A 14,617-nucleotide genomic window follows, 5' to 3' on the forward strand; every position below is an offset into this window, starting at 1 on the left:
GCGGATAAAAATGAAATTAGGTGGACTGTGTCCTGTTGATTTCCGTCTTAAGATGGCAGTTTAAGACAATAAAAAAGGAGTAGATTTCTCTACTCCAAAAAAGTCTAACTTTTAGGGTTCACTACATAGTCTCAATCTTTTTTTAATGCTGTAATAGCCTTGTTAAGTTCTAATAAGGCTTCTTCATCTGTTTCTTTTTCAAGATGTTCTTCTAAGAAAAGTAAAACTTCATCGTTACCTTTACCTAAGATTCCCAAGGCCCATGCAGCAGTACCTCGAATAACAGGTCTAGGATCTTCATCTAAGCAACGTAAAATGTTTGGAACAGCTGTTTTATCTCGAGCATTAGCAAGAGCAATGATAGCGTTTCGTTGAATAGGCTTTTTGCCGCGCCAAGAACCAGCTAAATAACCAAACTTTTCTTTAAATTCTTTATTGGAGATGGTTAATAAAGGTTTTAAAAGAGGTTGGACAACTTCTGGATCAGGCTCCATCTCTTCATGAAAGTGAGAGTTTTTGCCTTTGTTAAATGGACAAACTTCCTGACAAATATCGCAGCCGTAAATAATGGTTCTTATTTTCGGACGAAACTCTTCAGGCATCATACCTTTAGTTTGAGTCTGATAGGATAAACAAAGTTGGCCATTCATTCGGCCGTCACCAAGTAAAGCTGAGGTTGGGCATTGATCAATACACTTGGTACAAGAGCCGCACTGGTTTTCAATCGGTGTATCTGCTTCAAAAGGAATATTGGTAATAATTTCTCCTAAGTAAACATAGGAACCAAATTCTTCTGTAATGAGTAACCCATTTTTACCAATAAAACCAAGACCAGCTCGTTGAGCAACAACAACATCAATCAATTCTCCAGTATCTACCATGGGTTTAAAGGTTAGTTCAGGATTATTATCTCCTAACTCTTTAATTTTTTCGATTAATTTTTCCATACGGTCTTTTAAGATATTGTGATAGTCAGTGCCCCAAGAAGCCCGAGCGAATTTTCCTCGTTTTTCACCACGAATTTTTTCAGGCCTCGTGTTCATTCGTGATGGATAGGCTAAAGCAATTGAAATAATTGACTTTGGTTGGTCAAAAATGAGTTCAGGATAAAGTCTCTCATCAATGTTTTGATGTTCAAATCCAGTAGTATGTTTGTTTTCTTTTTGTTCTAATAAACTTTCTTTTAAATGGTCAAAAGGTTCAGCGGATGTAAAACCGATTTTATCAATGCCGATTTCTTTACTGACACTAATAATTTCTTGTTTTAAGGTATCGTACATGAAAAAATCCCTCCTTATCTAGTTATAAGTATCAAGGACATGGCCATAATTTTCAAGTAACTTTTAACTTCTAACGAATATTTTAAGTAAAGAAGGAGGGGAGATAGTGTTAGTAGCAGAAAATGAAATAGGAGGAAAAATTGATTTAACTAAGTTGAGTCGATTAGAAATTGAAAATCAGCGAAAAATAAGTTGGTATTGCCCAGGGTGTGGGAGTGAAGTGATTATCAAAAATGGATTAGTTATGCGCCCTCATTTTTCTCATAAGCAGTGTCAAAGCTGTGATTCTTTTTCAGAGAATGAATCAGAAGAGCATTTATTAGGTAAAGAAGTATTAGCGAAAAATTGTGACAAATTTGGATTAACTTATGAACTAGAAGCATATTTACCATCCATTCAACAAAGGCCAGATATTTTGGTTGAGGGGAATATTGCAGTGGAGTTTCAATGTAGCACGCTTAGCATCAAACGCTTAAAAGAACGAACCAGCTCTTATCTTCAAAATGGCTATCAAGTGATTTGGCTTTTAGGGAATAACTTATCTTTTTCTGGTTCGCTTTCAGAATTACAAAAACAATTTATTTCTTTCTCTCCAGAAATAGGTTTTTATCTATGGGGGTTAAGTGGCAAAAATGAATGTATTGAACTAACTTATTTTTTGTCAAAAACTCCTTTAAAATGGCAATTTAAAAGAGAATCTTTTTCGTTAAATAAACATTCTATTGTAGATATTTTATCTTGTCCAAAAACAATGAAGAAAAAAGAAATGATTGAAACTGATACTCAAGCCAATTACGATAAGCAACAAGAAAAATGGAATCAACAATTAGTTAAAAAACAACCTGGAGTGATGGAGTTACAGTCCTTTTTTTATAGTCAAGGGGAGAACTTAGGGCAACTCAATCAACTTTATTTTTATCCTAGTTTTTTATCGCCATTAATGATGGAAGAAGAGTATCTTTTTCGTTTCTTAGTCTATCAGTATTTTTTATTATTCAAGGCAGGTACATTAGAAGAGATACTGTCCTATGTTAAGAAAGAATATGAATTTGAGTCCTTTACTTTAGTCGAAAGAGAGACATTATTACGCTATTGTTTGTCCATTTATTTATGCTTTTTAAAAGGAGAACATATAATAGAAGTGGAAAATGAGTGTTATTCTTATAAAGAAAAGCTGAACAATTCCTTAAAAAACAAGAAGGAATTTCTGTGGTTACCCTTAAAATATGTTATGATAAGTAAGTAAATTATGAGAGGGGAGTTACGAAATAATGAGTGAAACAAAACAATTACCAAATCGTTCAGATTTAAAAGTAGAAGAAACATGGGATTTAACCCCAATTTTTGAAAGTGATGCAGCTTTTGATGTGGCTTTTGAAGCACTAAGTAAAAAATTAGAAGAAGCACCAACATTCCAAGGAACACTAAAAAATGGATCAGAAAGCTTTTTAAAAGCAATCGAGTATTTATTAAGTGTGTACCGCGAAGTTGAAAAAATTTATGTGTATTCACATTTAAAAAATGACCAAGATACAAGTAATACAACATATCAAGGCTTATACGCAAGAGCAAGTAGTTTAGCAGCTCAATCTGGAGCAGCTTTAGCTTGGTTCCAACCAGAAGTACTAACTCTAACAGATGAAGAAATTGATGGCTATTTTGCTGAAAATAAAGAATTAGAAGTGTATCGTTATTTTGTTAAACAAATGACAGATGAAAGAAAACATGTTTTATCTGCTAAAGAAGAAGAATTATTAGCTAATGCAAGTGAGGTTCTATCTTCTTCAAGTGATACTTTCTCAGTTTTAAACAATGCGGATTTAAAATTCCCAATTGTTAAAGATGAAGCAGGAAATGATGTTGAATTATCACATGGTTTATATGGGCAATTAATGGAAAGTACGAATCGTGAAGTTAGAGAAGCAGCATTTAAAGGAATGTATAGTGTTTATGAGCAATTTAGAAATACTTTTGCAAGTACTTTAACAGCCAACGTTAAAAAACATAACTTCAATGCTAAAGTAAGAAACTTTTCTTCAGCTCGTGATGCAGCTTTAAGTGCCAATCATATTCCTGAATCTGTTTATGATACATTACTAGATGTTGTTGATAAAAACTTACCATTATTACATCGTTACGTAGCATTACGTAAAAAATTACTTAATGTAGATACATTACATATGTATGATATGTATACACCAGTTTTAGGTGATGCACCAATTAAACATTCTTACGAAGAAGCAAAAGAAATTTCTCTTAAAGGGTTAGCGCCATTAGGGGAAGAGTATATTGAAATCGTTAAAGAAGCTTATGCGGATCGCTGGATTGATGTTGTTGAAAATAAAGGTAAACGTAGTGGCGCTTACTCTTCAGGAAGCTATGATACAAAACCTTATATTTTATTAAACTGGCATGATAGCTTAAATCATTTATACACATTAGTTCACGAGATGGGACATAGTGTTCATAGTTACTACACACGTAAAAATCAACCTTACGTTTATGGGGACTATTCAATTTTCTTAGCAGAAATTGCTTCAACGACAAATGAAAACTTATTAACTGAGTATTTATTAAAAACAGAAACAGATCCTAAAGTACGTGCTTTTGTATTAAACCATTATTTAGATGGTTTCAAAGGAACAATCTTTAGACAAACACAATTTGCTGAATTTGAGCATTTCATTCATACAGAAGATGCCAAAGGAACTCCTTTAACAAGTGAATTCTTAAGTGACTACTATGCTGGATTAAATGCTAAATATTATGGTCCTTCAGTAGAAAAAGACCCGGAAATTGCTTACGAGTGGAGTCGTATCCCTCACTTCTACTATAACTACTATGTATTCCAATACTCAACAGGATTCTCTGCAGCTGCAGCTTTAGCAGATAAAATTCTTAAGGGTGAGGAAAATGCTTTAGAAAACTATTTAGGATTCTTAAAAGCAGGTAGTAGCGATTACCCAATTGAAGTGATGAAAAAAGCTGGTGTTGATATGACACAAGCGGCTTACATTGAAGACGCAATGAAAGTATTTGAAGAACGTCTAAATGAATTAGAAGCTTTAGTGGAAACATTTTAAATAGCAAAAAAGACTAACCTTTTAAAGATTAGTCTTTTTTTATTATTCGATTTTAGTATAAGTGCAGTCGATCAGAATGTTGTGTCAGTGTATTTTCAATGCAATCTGTTTTAAATAAATCAATAATTAAATCGACAGGCGTATTAGCGTCAATTAAAACACCAAAATCACGGTCGCAATTATAATTAAAAATAACAGCGTTTGAATAATCTTCAATGCCCATCTCATGAGCGACTTGTTGATCTAGTTTAAAAAAATCAACGACTAGTTCTGAACGGCGATCAGACTGAAATAACTCCATGTCAACGTGTAGGGCTTCTAAAATGGATTCAACTAAATGAGCTGAATATTGTTTTTTGTTTGAGCCGACTTGCTTTTGTAGCTCAATTAAAAACTCATGTCCTAAACGTTTACCTTGAAGTTGTACCGTTTTATAATCGAGAGCCGCTGAATATGTAGCTTGAAATAAATGGTTTCTTAATGCTAAATCATGGACAGGTAGTTCTTTTGCAATCATAAAATTTTGAAGAACTCTAGGATTTAACAGAGGAATCATTCTAAAATCCACTTTGACTTTTTCTTGATTAATTAAATTAAGAAACTTTTTTTCAATAAAAAGACTAGACTCATCTATTGGATTAATAAAAAGGTATATTTCAATCATTCTAACGCCTCCTAACTTTTTAAATATTTACTAACTAGCTATAATCTATCAAAGAAAATATAAAAGCGAAAGGAATAAGCTTGTGAAAGAAATTACGCCTGTGATTTTAATGATTGCTCAAACATTCGAGCAATCTTTTTCTTAGCTGGTCTAAGTGGAATCTGATGTTCTTTAAGGAAATGAGTAAAAAACTCGTGTCCTGATTGAGTATCAGTGACTTCCATCTCTAACTCGAAATCTTTTATACCACCATAATGACTTTCGTCTAAGACTAATAATACATCAGTATTTAATTTGATTTCTGAGCGATAAGTAGTTAAAGAACCGATTTGATTTAATTCATTAATAGGAAAGTTTTCTTTTTCTAAAAAAGTTAATACATCACTAGTTGGATGAAATGACTGCTCTGTTAAACTTAAATTCTTATTATATGTCTCTAAATAATCAGTTATTTCTAAATAGGTATAGTCGTCTTTGCCAGGTGTTTTTAAGGTGAATTCGATTTTAGATGATAGTACTCGAATTCGTAGACCTCGTTTTTTTTGTTTTAATAAGCCGTTTGGTGTATCAAAGTAATGATTAGTTTGCTCTTTGATGTCTTTGTGGGTTAAGTTGAACGTATTAAGTAGTTGTTGGTATTCTTCTTGGGTTAATAAATTTTTAAATTCGATTTCTGTTTCTTGAGCCATAGTCTCACCTCAACTCACAGTGTACAACCTTTTTGAAGGAAACTCAATTTTAAGCCTTATAGGTAGTAACTTAAGCTTACGAGTGACTAACGTTTTAGATGATTTTATGATAAAATAGTCGATGTATGTTTAAGGATAAGGGTGTGGAAGTGAAATGATAGAAAACGAATGGAAATTGTTTTTGGCACCATATGAACAGGCTGTGTCTGAACTGAAGGTTAAACTAAAAAGTATCAGACAACAATACAAAGAAAATAATTTACATACGCCAATTGAATTTGTAACTGGACGTGTAAAAACACAAGACAGCATCATGCTAAAAGCCAAGATGAGACATATTGAGTATTCAAGAATTGATACAGACCTACAAGATATTGCAGGCATTAGAATTATGTGTCAGTTTGTAGAAGACATTTACGAAGTGGTAGAACTTCTTAGAAAAAGAAACGATTTTAAAGTAATCCATGAAAGAGATTATATTGAAAATAAAAAATCAAGTGGCTACCGCTCTTATCATGTAGTTATTGAATATCCAGTTCAACTGATTTCAGGTGAGAAAAAAATATTAGTTGAAATTCAAATTAGAACTTTAGCGATGAATTTTTGGGCAACCATAGAACACTCACTAAATTATAAATACCAAGGAGAATTTCCTGAAGAAATTAACACACGTTTAGAAAAAACAGCTGAAGCTGCCTTTTTATTAGATGAAGAAATGTCTAAGATAAGAGATGAAATTCAAGAAGCTCAACATTTGTTTTCTTATCGACGACCTAAAAAAATTCAAGGTAATAAACCCTTAGATGAAGGAGACGAGACCTAATGAAAATTGCTGTTATTGCTAATCAAGCACCAAAATCCAAAAAAGTTGCAACTGAACTGCGAGAAAAATTAGTTGCGGCTTCTTTTGAGTTGAGTTTAGAAAAGCCTGAAGTAGTAATTACAGTAGGAGGAGACGGAACGCTTTTAAATGCCTTTCATTCTTACTCTGAAGAACTAGAAAATGTTAGGTTCATTGGTGTTCATACGGGACACTTAGGTTTTTATACAGATTGGCGAGATTACGAGTTAGATTATCTAGTCAAAAGTTTAAAAGAGGAAACTTCTGAAAGCGTGTCGTATCCATTATTAGAAGTAGAATTAACCTATCAAAATCCTGAAAAAAAGAAACGTTTTTTAGCTCTAAATGAAGCAACCATTAAAAATTTAAATCGAACCATGGTTTCAGAAGTTTATATCAAAGAGGAATTATTTGAAAAGTTTAGAGGAGATGGCTTATCAGTCTCAACGCCAACAGGTTCGACAGCGTATAGTAAAAGTTTAGGTGGGGCAGTTATTCATCCAAGAGTAAATGCTATGCAGTTAAATGAAGTGGCCTCTATTAATAATCGTGTTTACCGCTCATTAGGTTCACCTATGATTATTGCTAGTGATGAGTGGATTACATTATTACTCGACCGCGGAGAAAGCTATCAACTCTATATAGATCATTTAGTGATGACAGAAGAAGATTTGGTTTCAGTTAAGATAAAATTAGCAAAACAACGGATTAAATTTGCGTCATATCGACATACACACTTTTGGCGTCGAGTTAATGATGCGTTTATTGGTGAACTAAGGGGAATGGATTAAAGAATGGAATTTTTTTGGCAAGTTGAAGATGAATCAGTAAAATTAAAAACCTTTTTAAAGGGAAAAGGGGTTTCAAAAAAGCTATTAGCAAAAATAAAATTTCACGGTGGAACTTTACTTGTCAATGAAGAGGTTCAAAATGCTCTTTTCTTAGTACAACCAGGTGATAAGGTGAAAATTATTATTCCAGATGAGGGCGAACATGAAACCTTAAAACCCTATGATGCGCCATTAGATATCGTGTTTGAAGATGAGCATTTATTGATTGTGAATAAACCAAAAGATGTTGCGTCAATTCCAGCTCAGTACCATCCAGTTGGAACAATGGCGCACCGAGTGAAACATTATTATAATGAGCAGCAATACGTTGATCGTGTGGTTCATGTAGTAACAAGATTAGATCGAGATACAACAGGGTTAATGTTATTTGCTAAGCACGGATTTGCTCATGCTATGTTAGATAAGCAATTACAAAATGGTCAATTAAAAAAGTTTTATACAGCATTAGTTAGTGGGGATGTTGAGAGTTTATCTGAAAAGGGGCAGATAAATTTGAAGATTGGTAGAGATATGTCTTCACTAATCAAGAGACAAGTAACAGAAGATGGTCAAGAGGCTAAGACTGATTACTGGGTAGTCAAAAAATCTAAAGATGTGGCTCAAGTTAGAATTCAACTACATACTGGAAGAACACATCAAATCCGTGTTCATTTTTCTGGTGTAGGTTGTCCATTATTAGGGGATAGTCTTTACGGAGGCGATATGGAGCAAGGGATTGACCGACAAGCACTTCATTGTTCCGAATTAGAATTAATGCACCCCTTTACTCATGAGCCTTTAGTTTTTAGGCAAGATATACCTGAAGATATGAAAGAGGTCATGGCTAAATAAAAGGGGGATTTTCATGAACGAAAACATCGAAATGGAAGAGCAGTTTAATCAACTTAGGAAAGTTCTTCATGAAGATAAGCTGGCAACCTTTAGAGAGATTTTTTTAGAGTGGCATCTTTACGAGCAAGGACAGTTTTATTTTACCTTAGATGAAAAAGAGCGACTTCGTTTATATACTTATTTATCACCAAAAGAAACAGCAGATATGTTCGATGTGATTGAAGAAGATCATGAAGATATGAAAGATTATCTGGCTGAAATGGCTCCACGTTATGTAGCTGATATGTTAAGTGAAATGTATGCCGATAATGCAGCGGATATTTTAAATGAGTTAGATAAAGAAGAGGCTTTGAAGTATTTAAGCTTAATGACTTCTGAAAATGTTAATCGAATTAAAGGACTTTTAGGATACGAAGATAAAACAGCTGGTGCGATTATGACCACTGATTATATCTCAATTGTGGCTAATCAAACGATTCGTTCGGCTTTAAATTTATTAAGACAAAAAGCACCTCAAGCAGAAGTTATCTATTATGTTTATGTGGTGGATAGTAGAAATCATTTAGTTGGTGTTATTTCTTTAAGAGATTTAATTGTTAATGATGCCGATACTTTAATATCAGAGATGATGGAAGAGCGTGTTATTTCAATAGATGTAACAGAGGATCAAGAAGATGTTGCTAAAACAATAAGAGACTATGATTTCTTAGCAGTTCCTGTTGTTAATTCTAGAAAAGAATTGTTAGGGATTATTACAGTTGATGATATTATTGATGTTATCGATGACGAAGCAGCCAGTGATTATTCAGGACTTGCCGGAGTCGACGTTGAGGCAGTAGCTGAAACACCTTTAAAAGCTTCAATCAAAAGGTTACCATGGCTTATTACCCTGCTCTTTTTAGGAATGTCGACAGCCACTTTAATCAGTCATTATGAAGTGTTGATTAATGAAGCTAGTATTTTAGCTGTTTTTATCTCTCTTATTACAGGGACAGCAGGAAATGCTGGGACACAATCTTTAGCCGTAGCTGTTAGAAAACTAGCTATTTCCGATGAAAAAGATATGAGCTTTTTTAAATTAATAATCAATGAAGTGTTAACAGGTTTAATAACTGGCTGTGTAACAGGATTTGTTATTTTTATTGTCGTTGGTTTTTGGAAAGATAATTTTATATTAGGTTTTGTTATAGGGATAGCTATGTTATGTGCGATTACAGTTGCTAATTTAGCCGGAAGCTTTATTCCGATTTTGATGGAAAAAATAGGCTTTGACCCAGCTGTTGCCAGTGGTCCGTTTATCACAACGTTAAGTGATTTGACAAGTGTACTTATTTATTTTAATATTGCTCGCTTATTTATGGGATTCTTTATTGGAACGTAATGTCAGTGAGATTTGAAAAGGACGACTATTTAGTTGTTCTTTTTTTTATGACATTTATCTTTTCTTGACAAGTTTTTATAAGTAGCATAATCTGTATATAGAAATTTATCTATGTACTAAGGAGATGAAAAATGGAAAAGGACAAATTAATACTAAGGTTGAAGGCTGTAGCTGATCCTAATCGTCTAAAAATCATTGAATTATTAAGAGAAGGTAGCTTATGTGCCTGTGAGTTGTTAGAACACTTTAGTTTTACCCAACCAACCTTATCTCATCACATGAAAATACTAGCCAAAGCTGAGCTAGTTGTTGTTGAAAAAAAAGGGCAATGGCATCATTATGAGTTGAAAAATGATGAAGTTACAATCTTTTTAGATGAAATGACTCAATTGTTTCAGCCATTAAATAATAGGGAGAGTTAGTATGACATACGCACTTGAAATAAAGGATTTAAGAAAAAAATATGCAACAGGTGTTGAAGCGTTAAAAGGAATTAATCTAGAGGTAGAATCTGGTGATTTTTATGCTTTATTAGGACCTAACGGAGCTGGGAAATCAACAACGATAGGAATTATTACATCACTTGTTAATAAAACATCAGGGGAAGTAAAAGTATTTGGTTACGATTTAGATACTGAGTTAGTAAAAGCGAAACAACAAATTGGATTGGTACCACAAGAATTTAACTTTAATCCATTTGAAACTGTCCAACAAATTGTTGTGAATCAAGCGGGGTATTACGGAGTATCTAGAAAAGAAGCCTTAAAAAGAAGTGAAAAGTATTTAAAACAATCTAACTTATGGGAAAAAAGAAATGAGCGAGCAAGAATGTTATCAGGTGGTATGAAACGCCGATTAATGATTGCAAGAGCACTGATGCATGAGCCTAAGTTACTCATTTTAGATGAACCAACAGCAGGTGTTGATATTGAACTTCGCCGTGATATGTGGGCTTTTTTAAGAGAGTTAAATGAATCTGGTACAACGATTATTTTAACGACTCACTATTTAGAGGAAGCTGAGATGCTTTGTCGAAATATCGGTATCATTCAATCTGGAGAATTAATTGAAAATACGAGTATGAAGAGTTTATTATCAAAACTTCAATCAGAAACTTTTGTATTTGATATTGAAGCAGGAAAGCAAACTATTTCTTTAAAAGAATACCCATATACAGTAATAGATGAGGCAACTTTAGAAGTTGAAGTCCTTAAAGAACAAGGTTTAAATAATATTTTCGAACAATTATCAGCTCAGGGCGTTAAGGTATTATCTATGAGAAATAAAGCCAATCGTTTAGAAGAACTCTTTTTAACGATTACAGAAGAAAAGCATGAGGAGAACAAGAATCATGAATAAACTCTATTTAACAGCATTAAAAAGTTTAGCAGTCAAAGAAACCAACCGCTATCTAAGAATTTGGGTACAAACTTTAGTCCCACCAGTTATTACAACGTCATTATACTTTGTTATTTTTGGGAAAATGATTGGTGGAAGAATTGGGGATATGGGTGGATTCTCTTATATGGAATTTATCGTACCTGGTCTTATTATGATGTCTGCGATTACAAGTTCTTATGCTAATGTTTCTTCATCTTTCTTTTCTCAAAAATTTCAAAAGAACATTGAAGAGTTATTAGTCGCTCCTGTGCCGACTCATATTATTATTTGGGGATTTGTCATTGGAGGGCTTGGTCGTAGCTTTTTGGTGGGAAGTCTTGTGACAATCGTTTCCTTATTTTTTGTTCCATTACAAGTTGTGTCATGGCCAATTGTTATTTTAACTTTATTACTCACAGCAATATTATTTTCTTTAGCAGGATTAATTAATGGGATTTTTGCCCAATCTTATGATGATGTATCTATTGTCCCAACCTTTGTATTGCAACCTTTAACCTATTTAGGTGGTGTGTTTTATGCCATTTCAATGTTGCCACCATTTTGGCAAGCTGTATCAAAAGTCAATCCAATCGTCTATATGATTTCAGGATTTAGATATGGTTTCTTAGGAGTAGAGGATGTATCAATTGTAGTGTCATTTGTTATTATTATTGGTTTTATTATTGTCCTTTATTCTGTTTGTTGGTATTTAATTAATAAAGGTAGAGGTTTAAGAAGTTAATTATTCTTAAAAAGAAGTATCTGTTAGATGCTTCTTTTTTTATACCCAAATTTAATTATTATTCTAAAAAGTATTTGACAGAGCCAAAAAACTTTGCTAATATTCAATCTTGTAAAACGTAATCGTTACGATTTAAAGAAATCGGAGGAGATTTTATGAGGAAAAAATTGTTATTAGGAACTTCAGCTCTGTTGTTATTTAGTCTTTTAGGAGCTTGCACCAATAAACAAAGTCAATCTCAAGAAAGTTCGGACAAACTTTCTGTTATGACTAGTTTTTACCCTATGTATGACTTTACTAAACATATTGTAGGCGATTTAGGAGAGGTTGAGTTATTAGTATCTGCTGGTGTTGAAGTACATGATTATGAACCATCAGCAAAAGATTTAAAGAAAATTCAAGACGCTGATGTTTTTGTTTATAACAACGAAAATATGGAAACTTGGGTACCATCTATTGAAACTACCTTGAAAGAAGGTAATGTGAAGGTTATTAAAGCGACTGAAAACATGATGCTCCTGCCTGGTGGAGAAGAAGAACATCATCATGATAAGGATACTCATGAGGAGGAACATGATCATCACCATCATGAATTAGATCCTCATGTTTGGTTAGCACCAAGCTTGGCTATTAAGGAAGTTGAAGAGATAAGTCAACAACTCATTGCGACTTATCCAGATAAGGAAAAAGAATTATCTCAAAATACGGAAAATTACTTAAAAGAGTTAAAAGAATTGGATCAACAATACAAAGAAAATTTTAAATCAGTGAAACAACCTAATTTTGTCACACAACATGCAGCTTTTGGTTACTTAGCTACTGAATATGGTTTGAATCAAGTGCCGATTGCTGGCTTATCACCTGATGAAGAACCCTCTCCAGCTCGGTTAGCAGAGCTTAAAAAATACGTTAAGACTAATGACATTCAATACATTTATTTTGAATCAAATGCTAATGATGCTATCGCCAAAACATTGGCTAAGGAAGCAAATGTTGAACTACTTGTTTTAAATCCTTTAGAAAGTTTATCCAATAAAGAGATAAAAGAAGGTAAAGACTATGTAAGTGTGATGAAAGACAACTTAGAGGCATTGATAAAGACAACGAATTCAAATAGTAAAATGGATGCAGCTCCAGTAAAAAAAGAAAAAACAGTTCATAGTGGTTATTTTGAAGATAATGAGATTGGAGAAAGAGCCTTGTCAAATTGGTCAGGCAACTGGCAATCTGTGTATCTTTTTGTGTTAGATGGCACTATGGATCAAGTGTTTGATTACAAAGCTAAAATGAATAAAGATCAATCGGCGAAAGAATACAAAACTTATTATACAGCGGGATATAAAACAGATATCGAAAAAATAAGTATCGTTGATAACTATATTACTTATACAGATTCAAGTGGCAAATCCTTTTCATCAGCTTATGAATCTCGTGGTTATAAAGTATTAACTTATGAGAAAGGCAATCGCGGCGTTCGCTATTGTTTTGAAGCTAAAAATCCTGAAAGTGGCGCTTTTAAATATATTCAATTTAGTGACCATAATATTTCAGATACAAAAGCAGAACATTTTCACTTGTATTTTGGAAACGACAGTCAAGAAAGTTTGTATGAGCAATTAGATAATTGGCCAACTTATTATAGTGAAGAATTAACAGGTCAAGAGATTGCTCAAGAAATGTTGGCTCATTAACAAGGAGCTTATTAAGAAGAAAGAAGGAAATACTGATGGCTAAAAAGTCAAAGATTGCCAAATATGAAAAACAAAAACAACTAGTTCTAAAATATGCAGACGAAAGAAATCGATTAAAAGAAGTTCATGATTATGAAGGCTTAAGAAAATTACCAAAAGAGTCTAACCCTAATCGAATGAAATTAAGAGATGGGATTGATGGTCGACCAAGGGCTTACATGAGAAAATTCGGTATGTCACGTATTCATTTTAGAGAATTAGCACATCAAGGACTTATTCCAGGGGTCAAGAAAGCTAGTTGGTAAAAAGCATAGGGAGTGATATAAATGGAGAAAAATGATCTATCTAGTGCGTACAGAAGATTAAGAAGTCCTAATATTAAAACGAGAAAAAGAGCTTTGAAAGTAATCAAAGCCGAGAAGAAAAAGCAAAAAGCAAGTTAAACATTTATTAAACAAAAAAACGAGGTAGGCTATAAGCTTACCTCGTTTTATTTTTAATTAAAAAAGTCAACAATGCGAGTACCGTGAATTTCTTTTACTTGTAAGAATGATAAAACAGCATCTCTGTTTTCGTGGGTAATACCACCACCAGGTAAGATAGTGATACGGTTGTTAGCGTACGAAATTAAGTCATTTAAGTACTCTAGATTTTGTTCGATAGGCGTTCCACTAACGCCACCATGAGTTAAAATACGGTTAACAGAATGAGCAGCAAGCCAGTCAATTGCTTCAAATTGATCATCACGGCTCATTTGGTCAAAAGCCATATGGAAAGTTACTTGCATCCCCTCAGCAGCACCTAGAAGAATTTCCATAGCTTCCTCATCAATCCAATTACTTTCATTTAAACAGCCTAATACAATGCCATCAGCACCTAATTGTTTAGCTTCGTAAATATCAGCTTCCATAATTTTAAGTTCAGTGTCCGTATAGATGAAGTTACCACCTCTAGGGCGAATAATAGGGAAAACACTGACGTTCTTTTCATTACAGTAAGCAATAGTCTCACTCATGACACCTTTACTAACTGTGGTACCACCAACAGTTAAGTTATCACACAATTCAATTCTGCTAGCTCCAGAAGCAATAGCATTTGGAATGTTAGTAAAGTTTTCTGCACAAAATTCTTTAATAATCACGGGAAAATCCTCCATTTTATAATTCATCATTTGACCATAGTAT

The 14,617-nt window shown here is 33.3% G+C and carries 16 protein-coding genes; 12 read left to right on the plus strand and 4 right to left on the minus strand.

The window, feature by feature from the left end:
• Nucleotides 1-131: 131 nt before the first annotated feature.
• Nucleotides 132-1,280: a tRNA epoxyqueuosine(34) reductase QueG gene (gene queG, locus ACODH8_RS12085; RefSeq protein ID WP_332525888.1), complete on the minus strand. Its 1,149-nt coding sequence runs from the start codon at nucleotides 1,278-1,280 to the stop codon at nucleotides 132-134.
• Between the two features lie 106 nt (nucleotides 1,281-1,386).
• Here queG and ACODH8_RS12090 point away from each other — a divergent pair, with 106 nt between their 5' ends.
• Together ACODH8_RS12090 and pepF are read left to right on the plus strand one after the other, a co-directional pair.
• Nucleotides 1,387-2,526, plus strand: a complete 1,140-nt coding sequence (locus tag ACODH8_RS12090; RefSeq protein ID WP_332525887.1) for a competence protein CoiA — start codon at nucleotides 1,387-1,389, stop codon at nucleotides 2,524-2,526.
• Between the two features lie 25 nt (nucleotides 2,527-2,551).
• Nucleotides 2,552-4,363 carry an oligoendopeptidase F gene (pepF, locus tag ACODH8_RS12095; protein WP_332525886.1) on the plus strand — a complete coding sequence of 604 codons (1,812 nt, stop codon included), beginning with the start codon at nucleotides 2,552-2,554 and terminating at the stop codon, nucleotides 4,361-4,363.
• Nucleotides 4,364-4,415: 52 nt separating this feature from the next.
• On the opposite strand, the gene ACODH8_RS12100 is transcribed toward pepF, so the two are convergent.
• Both ACODH8_RS12100 and ACODH8_RS12105 read right to left on the minus strand, forming a co-directional pair.
• Nucleotides 4,416-5,027 (minus strand): DsbA family protein, encoded by a 612-nt coding sequence (locus tag ACODH8_RS12100; protein ID WP_332467142.1) that lies wholly within the window; start codon nucleotides 5,025-5,027, stop codon nucleotides 4,416-4,418.
• A 92-nt stretch (nucleotides 5,028-5,119) separates the two neighbouring features.
• On the minus strand, nucleotides 5,120-5,716 hold the full coding sequence (locus tag ACODH8_RS12105; RefSeq protein WP_332467141.1) for a CYTH domain-containing protein: 597 nt from the start codon (nucleotides 5,714-5,716) through the stop codon (nucleotides 5,120-5,122).
• A gap of 154 nt (nucleotides 5,717-5,870) precedes the next feature.
• Here ACODH8_RS12105 and ACODH8_RS12110 point away from each other — a divergent pair, with 154 nt between their 5' ends.
• The 10 genes from ACODH8_RS12110 to ACODH8_RS12155 all read left to right on the plus strand — a co-directional run bounded on the left by ACODH8_RS12110 (nucleotide 5,871) and on the right by ACODH8_RS12155 (nucleotide 13,876).
• Complete coding sequence (locus ACODH8_RS12110) at nucleotides 5,871-6,539, plus strand: GTP pyrophosphokinase (protein WP_420505066.1); 669 nt, start codon at nucleotides 5,871-5,873, stop codon at nucleotides 6,537-6,539.
• Nucleotides 6,539-7,348 carry an NAD kinase gene (locus ACODH8_RS12115; protein ID WP_332467140.1) on the plus strand — a complete coding sequence of 270 codons (810 nt, stop codon included), beginning with the start codon at nucleotides 6,539-6,541 and terminating at the stop codon, nucleotides 7,346-7,348. The genes ACODH8_RS12110 and ACODH8_RS12115 overlap by 1 nt, the downstream gene beginning before the upstream one ends.
• A 3-nt stretch (nucleotides 7,349-7,351) precedes the next feature.
• Nucleotides 7,352-8,239, plus strand: coding sequence for an RluA family pseudouridine synthase (locus ACODH8_RS12120; protein WP_332467139.1), 888 nt, complete (start codon nucleotides 7,352-7,354; stop codon nucleotides 8,237-8,239).
• A gap of 13 nt (nucleotides 8,240-8,252) precedes the next feature.
• Nucleotides 8,253-9,620, plus strand: coding sequence for a magnesium transporter (gene mgtE, locus ACODH8_RS12125; protein ID WP_332467138.1), 1,368 nt, complete (start codon nucleotides 8,253-8,255; stop codon nucleotides 9,618-9,620).
• A 131-nt stretch (nucleotides 9,621-9,751) separates the two neighbouring features.
• Nucleotides 9,752-10,042 carry a metalloregulator ArsR/SmtB family transcription factor gene (locus ACODH8_RS12130; RefSeq protein ID WP_332467137.1) on the plus strand — a complete coding sequence of 97 codons (291 nt, stop codon included), beginning with the start codon at nucleotides 9,752-9,754 and terminating at the stop codon, nucleotides 10,040-10,042.
• Between the two features lies 1 nt (nucleotide 10,043).
• Nucleotides 10,044-10,979 carry an ABC transporter ATP-binding protein gene (locus ACODH8_RS12135; RefSeq protein ID WP_332467136.1) on the plus strand — a complete coding sequence of 312 codons (936 nt, stop codon included), beginning with the start codon at nucleotides 10,044-10,046 and terminating at the stop codon, nucleotides 10,977-10,979.
• Entirely contained in the window at nucleotides 10,972-11,742 is a 771-nt protein-coding gene (locus ACODH8_RS12140) for an ABC transporter permease (protein ID WP_332467135.1), read from the plus strand. The genes ACODH8_RS12135 and ACODH8_RS12140 overlap by 8 nt, the downstream gene beginning before the upstream one ends.
• A gap of 155 nt (nucleotides 11,743-11,897) precedes the next feature.
• Nucleotides 11,898-13,433: a zinc ABC transporter substrate-binding protein AdcA gene (locus ACODH8_RS12145; RefSeq protein ID WP_420517751.1), complete on the plus strand. Its 1,536-nt coding sequence runs from the start codon at nucleotides 11,898-11,900 to the stop codon at nucleotides 13,431-13,433.
• 35 nt (nucleotides 13,434-13,468) lie between these two features.
• Nucleotides 13,469-13,738, plus strand: coding sequence for a 30S ribosomal protein S14 (rpsN, locus tag ACODH8_RS12150; RefSeq protein WP_332467133.1), 270 nt, complete (start codon nucleotides 13,469-13,471; stop codon nucleotides 13,736-13,738).
• 21 nt (nucleotides 13,739-13,759) lie between these two features.
• A complete protein-coding gene (locus tag ACODH8_RS12155; RefSeq protein ID WP_332467132.1) occupies nucleotides 13,760-13,876 on the plus strand; it encodes a putative metal homeostasis protein in 117 nt (38 codons plus the stop codon).
• A gap of 53 nt (nucleotides 13,877-13,929) precedes the next feature.
• Here ACODH8_RS12155 and ACODH8_RS12160 read toward each other — a convergent pair whose 3' ends face one another.
• Entirely contained in the window at nucleotides 13,930-14,571 is a 642-nt protein-coding gene (locus ACODH8_RS12160; protein WP_332467144.1) for a copper homeostasis protein CutC, read from the minus strand.
• Nucleotides 14,572-14,617 lie beyond the last annotated feature (46 nt).

Source organism: Vagococcus fluvialis (assembly GCF_048815235.1).
In the GTDB taxonomy this organism is placed as follows: domain Bacteria; phylum Bacillota; class Bacilli; order Lactobacillales; family Vagococcaceae; genus Vagococcus.

What these genes read in the sequence shown, in the direction of transcription:
- queG (WP_332525888.1), bottom strand. Translation starts at nt 1,280, where the DNA reads ATGTACGATACCTTAAAACAAGAAATTATTAGTGTCAGTAAAGAAATC.
- pepF (WP_332525886.1), top strand. Translation starts at nt 2,552, where the DNA reads ATGAGTGAAACAAAACAATTACCAAATCGTTCAGATTTAAAAGTAGAA.
- ACODH8_RS12100 (WP_332467142.1), bottom strand. Translation starts at nt 5,027, where the DNA reads ATGATTGAAATATACCTTTTTATTAATCCAATAGATGAGTCTAGTCTT.
- ACODH8_RS12105 (WP_332467141.1), bottom strand. Translation starts at nt 5,716, where the DNA reads ATGGCTCAAGAAACAGAAATCGAATTTAAAAATTTATTAACCCAAGAA.
- ACODH8_RS12110 (WP_420505066.1), top strand. Translation starts at nt 5,871, where the DNA reads ATGATAGAAAACGAATGGAAATTGTTTTTGGCACCATATGAACAGGCT.
- ACODH8_RS12115 (WP_332467140.1), top strand. Translation starts at nt 6,539, where the DNA reads ATGAAAATTGCTGTTATTGCTAATCAAGCACCAAAATCCAAAAAAGTT.
- ACODH8_RS12120 (WP_332467139.1), top strand. Translation starts at nt 7,352, where the DNA reads ATGGAATTTTTTTGGCAAGTTGAAGATGAATCAGTAAAATTAAAAACC.
- mgtE (WP_332467138.1), top strand. Translation starts at nt 8,253, where the DNA reads ATGAACGAAAACATCGAAATGGAAGAGCAGTTTAATCAACTTAGGAAA.
- ACODH8_RS12130 (WP_332467137.1), top strand. Translation starts at nt 9,752, where the DNA reads ATGGAAAAGGACAAATTAATACTAAGGTTGAAGGCTGTAGCTGATCCT.
- ACODH8_RS12135 (WP_332467136.1), top strand. Translation starts at nt 10,044, where the DNA reads ATGACATACGCACTTGAAATAAAGGATTTAAGAAAAAAATATGCAACA.
- ACODH8_RS12140 (WP_332467135.1), top strand. Translation starts at nt 10,972, where the DNA reads ATGAATAAACTCTATTTAACAGCATTAAAAAGTTTAGCAGTCAAAGAA.
- ACODH8_RS12145 (WP_420517751.1), top strand. Translation starts at nt 11,898, where the DNA reads ATGAGGAAAAAATTGTTATTAGGAACTTCAGCTCTGTTGTTATTTAGT.
- rpsN (WP_332467133.1), top strand. Translation starts at nt 13,469, where the DNA reads ATGGCTAAAAAGTCAAAGATTGCCAAATATGAAAAACAAAAACAACTA.
- ACODH8_RS12155 (WP_332467132.1), top strand. Translation starts at nt 13,760, where the DNA reads ATGGAGAAAAATGATCTATCTAGTGCGTACAGAAGATTAAGAAGTCCT.